This window comes from Christiangramia sediminicola, from assembly GCF_031344135.1.
GTDB classification, from domain to species: domain Bacteria; phylum Bacteroidota; class Bacteroidia; order Flavobacteriales; family Flavobacteriaceae; genus Christiangramia; species Christiangramia sediminicola.
Window position 1 is genome coordinate 1 of the sequence record NZ_JAVJIU010000010.1, and the last position, 5,661, is coordinate 5,661.

Annotated in this window: 2 tRNA genes and 3 rRNA genes; all 5 read left to right on the forward strand. The window is 47.6% G+C overall.

Annotated elements, in window-relative coordinates:
* Positions 1-405 precede the first annotated feature (405 nt).
* A 16S ribosomal RNA gene (locus RE431_RS15620) occupies positions 406-1,935 on the forward strand.
* A gap of 97 nt (positions 1,936-2,032) precedes the next feature.
* Positions 2,033-2,106, forward strand: a tRNA-Ile gene (locus tag RE431_RS15625).
* A gap of 115 nt (positions 2,107-2,221) precedes the next feature.
* Positions 2,222-2,295 (forward strand) — tRNA-Ala (locus RE431_RS15630).
* Between the two features lie 231 nt (positions 2,296-2,526).
* Positions 2,527-5,358 (forward strand): 23S ribosomal RNA (locus RE431_RS15635).
* A 150-nt stretch (positions 5,359-5,508) separates the two neighbouring features.
* Positions 5,509-5,619 (forward strand): 5S ribosomal RNA (rrf, locus tag RE431_RS15640).
* The 16S, 23S and 5S rRNA genes sit together here with 2 tRNA genes alongside, the layout of an rRNA operon.
* The last annotated feature ends 42 nt before the right edge of the window (positions 5,620-5,661 follow it).

Consider the following 5,661-nt stretch of genomic DNA (forward strand, 5'->3'; position numbering starts at 1 on the left):
TATATTTGCACCCGCTTTGGAAACGAAGTGATGTTCATAGAGAGGGGTGATTAAGGAGTGAGCAAATTTGGGATTTGCGCTTTAAAAAAGAAATCAAAAATTTTTATTAAAAAGTTTTGGTTAGGAAATAAAAAGCGTTGTATATTTGCACCCGCTTTGCGAGCGAGCAAACGTTCAGGGGGACAGACTGAGAGTAACATAAAACGGCCGGATGGGGCATGAGTAGAGAGGTTCGATTCCTCGGGTTTTAACAAGAGAGATTGGGAGACCAATTAAGTTCATTGATATATTGAATTGACAACAATAATAGAATAGCGATATTTTATTATAGTGTATAAGAATTAAGACTAGAAGAAGTCATACTGAGCAATTTCTTTAGTAGTTGTTGAATATATATAAGATTTAACGATGAAGAGTTTGATCCTGGCTCAGGATGAACGCTAGCGGCAGGCCTAACACATGCAAGTCGAACGGTAACATAGAAAAGCTTGCTTTTCTGATGACGAGTGGCGCACGGGTGCGTAACGCGTATACAATCTGCCTTTAAGCGGGGAATAGCCCATGGAAACGTGGATTAATACCCCATAGTATGTAGACTTCACCTGGAGACTACATTAAACATTTATGGCTTAAAGATGAGTATGCGTCCTATTAGTTAGTTGGTAAGGTAACGGCTTACCAAGACCGCGATAGGTAGGGGTCCTGAGAGGGAGATCCCCCACACTGGTACTGAGACACGGACCAGACTCCTACGGGAGGCAGCAGTGAGGAATATTGGACAATGGAGGCAACTCTGATCCAGCCATGCCGCGTGCAGGAAGACTGCCCTATGGGTTGTAAACTGCTTTTATAGAGGAAGAAACCTCCCCACGTGTGGGGAGCTGACGGTACTCTACGAATAAGGATCGGCTAACTCCGTGCCAGCAGCCGCGGTAATACGGAGGATCCAAGCGTTATCCGGAATCATTGGGTTTAAAGGGTCCGTAGGCGGGATAATAAGTCAGTGGTGAAAGTCTGCAGCTCAACTGTAGAATTGCCATTGATACTGTTGTTCTTGAATCATTATGAAGTGGTTGGAATGAGTAGTGTAGCGGTGAAATGCATAGATATTACTCAGAACACCTATTGCGAAGGCAGATCACTAATAATGTATTGACGCTGATGGACGAAAGCGTAGGTAGCGAACAGGATTAGATACCCTGGTAGTCTACGCCGTAAACGATGGTTACTAGCTGTCCGGCCTAATTGAGGGCTGGGTGGTTAAGCGAAAGTGATAAGTAACCCACCTGGGGAGTACGTTCGCAAGAATGAAACTCAAAGGAATTGACGGGGGCCCGCACAAGCGGTGGAGCATGTGGTTTAATTCGATGATACGCGAGGAACCTTACCAGGGCTTAAATGCAGTCTGACAGGTCTGGAAACAGACCCTTCTTCGGACAGATTGCAAGGTGCTGCATGGTTGTCGTCAGCTCGTGCCGTGAGGTGTCAGGTTAAGTCCTATAACGAGCGCAACCCCTGTGGTTAGTTGCCAGCGAGTCATGTCGGGAACTCTAGCCAGACTGCCGGTGCAAACCGCGAGGAAGGTGGGGATGACGTCAAATCATCACGGCCCTTACGTCCTGGGCCACACACGTGCTACAATGGTAGGGACAGAGGGCAGCTACCCCGCGAGGGGATGCGAATCTTCAAACCCTATCACAGTTCGGATCGCAGTCTGCAACTCGACTGCGTGAAGCTGGAATCGCTAGTAATCGCATATCAGCCATGATGCGGTGAATACGTTCCCGGGCCTTGTACACACCGCCCGTCAAGCCATGGAAGCCGGGGGTACCTGAAGTCCGTCACCGTAAGGAGCGGCCTAGGGTAAAACTGGTAACTGGGGCTAAGTCGTAACAAGGTAGCCGTACCGGAAGGTGCGGCTGGAACACCTCCTTTCTAGAGCGATGCATGTTTACATGCTAGCGACAATTAGTAAGGGAAGTTTAGTTTGACCTTCGGGTCTTGATTCTTATGTCAATTTAATTATATGGACAGTCTCATAGCTCAGCTGGTTAGAGCGCTACACTGATAATGTAGAGGTCGGCAGTTCGAGTCTGCCTGAGACTACTTGAGAGAGTAAGCCATCAGGTTTATGACAAGTTCATTTGAAATACTTAAAGGAAATTCTAGAAGCTAAAGGATTCTAATTCTACATTCTGAATTCTATTCGGAATTCCATAATGGGGGATTAGCTCAGCTGGCTAGAGCGCCTGCCTTGCACGCAGGAGGTCATCGGTTCGACTCCGATATTCTCCACGATTCCTTGAGATACAGAGGGTATAGTTTTTACAAACAACCAGGAAACACAAGTTTTTAGTTTGTAGGATCATCGAGACTGTATTGTTGGATAAGGAAAAAAGTTCATTGACATATTGAGAAACAAAGAATACGAGAACACTATTAGATAGAAATATTTAATATAAGTAATACATTATAATACTTCTATTCTGATGCAAATTGGAATAGATTAGAGCATTAAGCAAAACGCATACAAGCTAGATAAGGGCGTATGGGGAATGCCTAGGCTCTCAGAGGCGAAGAAGGACGTGATAAGCTGCGAAAAGTCGTGGGGATTGGCACATACAAATTGATCCGCGAATATCCGAATGGGGCAACCCACTACATTGAAGGTGTAGTATCCGCAAGGAGGCGAACCCGGAGAACTGAAACATCTAAGTACCCGGAGGAAGAGAAAACAATAGTGATTGCGCTAGTAGCGGCGAGCGAACGCGCAGTAGCCCAAACCAATGAGTTTACGGACTTATTGGGGTTGTAGGACCACGATATTGTTTGTACAAGGAATTAGAACAGGTTGGAAAGCCTGGCCATAGACGGTGACAGCCCGGTATAGAAAACTTCGTATAAAGCATAGTGGTATCCTGAGTAGTGCGGGGCACGTGAAACCCTGTATGAATCCGGCGGGACCATCCGCCAAGGCTAAATACTCCTGAGAGACCGATAGTGAACCAGTACCGTGAGGGAAAGGTGAAAAGAACCCTGAACAAGGGAGTGAAATAGATCCTGAAACCATACGCTTACAAGCGGTCGGAGCAGACTTGTTCTGTGACGGCGTGCCTTTTGCATAATGAGCCTACGAGTTACCGTTGCCAGCAAGGTTAAGCAGTTCAGCTGTGGAGCCGTAGCGAAAGCGAGTCTGAATAGGGCGCCATAGTTGGTAGTGGTAGACGCGAAACCGTGTGATCTACCCTTGGGCAGGTTGAAGCTGTGGTAACACATAGTGGAGGACCGAACCCGTTGACGTTGAAAAGTCTTGGGATGACCTGAGGGTAGGGGTGAAAGGCCAATCAAACTCGGAAATAGCTCGTACTCCCCGAAATGCATTTAGGTGCAGCGATATAGTTAGTTTTATAGAGGTAGAGCTACTGATTGGATGCGGGGGCTTCACCGCCTACCAATTCCTGACAAACTCCGAATGCTATAAAATGATGCATATCAGTGAGGGCATGGGTGCTAAGGTCCATGTCCGAGAGGGAAAGAACCCAGACCATCAGCTAAGGTCCCAAAATGTATGTTAAGTTGAATAAACGCGGTTGGACTGCCCAGACAGCTAGGATGTTGGCTTGGAAGCAGCCATTCATTTAAAGAGTGCGTAACAGCTCACTAGTCGAGCGGTCCGGCATGGATAATAATCGGGCATAAACATACTACCGAAGCTATGGACTATAGTTTACTATAGTGGTAGGGGAGCATTGTAACAGAGATGAAGGTGAGTCGCGAGGCTTGCTGGATTGGTTACAAAAGAAAATGTAGGCATAAGTAACGATAATGCAGGCGAGAAACCTGCACACCGAAAGACTAAGGTTTCCTCAGCTATGCTAATCAGCTGAGGGTTAGTCGGGACCTAAGGCGAACCCGAAAGGGGTAGTCGATGGACAAGCAGTTAATATTCTGCTACTTGCCCCACGTTAAAGCGGACGGAGGCGTAAATTTGGTGCGTACTGACGGAATAGTACGTTGAATCCAGTGGTAACACGGAGATAGTACACAAAAGCTACGGCCGGCGTGATAATCCAGAGGAGCGACTTCCAAGAAAAGCGAGTGGAGGCAACCCGTACCCTAAACCGACACAGGTAGTTGGGATGAGAATTCTAAGGTGCTCGAGAGATTCATGGCTAAGGAACTAGGCAAAATTGGCCCGTAACTTCGGGAGAAGGGTCGCCCCCTTATGGGGGGCCGCAGTGAAAAGATCCAGGCGACTGTTTATCAAAAACACAGGGCTCTGCTAAATCGAAAGATGACGTATAGGGCCTGACACCTGCCCGGTGCTGGAAGGTTAAGGGGAGATGTTAGCTTCGGCGAAGCATTGAACTGAAGCCCCAGTAAACGGCGGCCGTAACTATAACGGTCCTAAGGTAGCGAAATTCCTTGTCGGGTAAGTTCCGACCTGCACGAATGGTGCAACGATCTGGATACTGTCTCAGCCATGAGCTCGGTGAAATTGTAGTATCGGTGAAGATGCCGATTACCCGCTGTGGGACGAAAAGACCCCGTGCACCTTTACTATAGCTTAGTATTGACTTTGAACAAGTGATGTGTAGGATAGGTAGGAGACTTTGAAGCGGTATCGCCAGGTATCGTGGAGTCGTTGTTGAAATACTACCCTTTACTTGTTTAGAGCCTAACTTCCAATGGAAGGACAGTGCTTGGTGGGTAGTTTGACTGGGGTGGTCGCCTCCAAAAGAGTAACGGAGGCTTCTAAAGGTTCCCTCAGCACGCTTGGTAACCGTGCGTAGAGTGCAATGGCAAAAGGGAGCTTGACTGAGAGACATACAGGTCGATCAGGTACGAAAGTAGAGCATAGTGATCCGGTGACACCGCATGGAAGGGTCATCGCTCAAAGGATAAAAGGTACGCCGGGGATAACAGGCTGATCTCCCCCAAGAGCTCACATCGACGGGGGGGTTTGGCACCTCGATGTCGGCTCGTCACATCCTGGGGCTGGAGAAGGTCCCAAGGGTTGGGCTGTTCGCCCATTAAAGTGGCACGCGAGCTGGGTTCAGAACGTCGTGAGACAGTTCGGTCTCTATCTACAGTGGGCGTTAGAAATTTGAGTGGACCTGATCCTAGTACGAGAGGACCGGATTGGACGAACCTCTGGTGTATCTGTTGTTCCGCCAGGAGCACTGCAGAGTAGCTACGTTCGGAAGGGATAAGCGCTGAAAGCATATAAGCGCGAAACCCACCACAAGATGAGATTTCTTTAAAGGACCGTGGGAGACTACCACGTTGATAGGCTACAGGTGTAAAGGCAGTAATGTCATAGCCGAGTAGTACTAATAATCCGTAAAGCTTGATGCGTATGGCCCGGGAGCCGCAAAACTTCCGGGCCGCCAAATGCTTACATTATGATGTTATTAGCTGTTCTTCTTATTTTTTGTTTCTTAAGTATGTCAACAATATTAGTGTCTACAGACACAGTTTTAAGCCGAATGCTTATAACTTACCTTTTAAGGTGGCTATAGCAACGGGGCTCACCTCTTCCCATCCCGAACAGAGTAGTTAAGCCCGTTAGCGCAGATGGTACTGCTATCATTGTGGGAGAGTATGTCGCCGCCTTCTTCTTGAAAACCCTTTATCTTACCGATAAAGGGTTTTTTTATG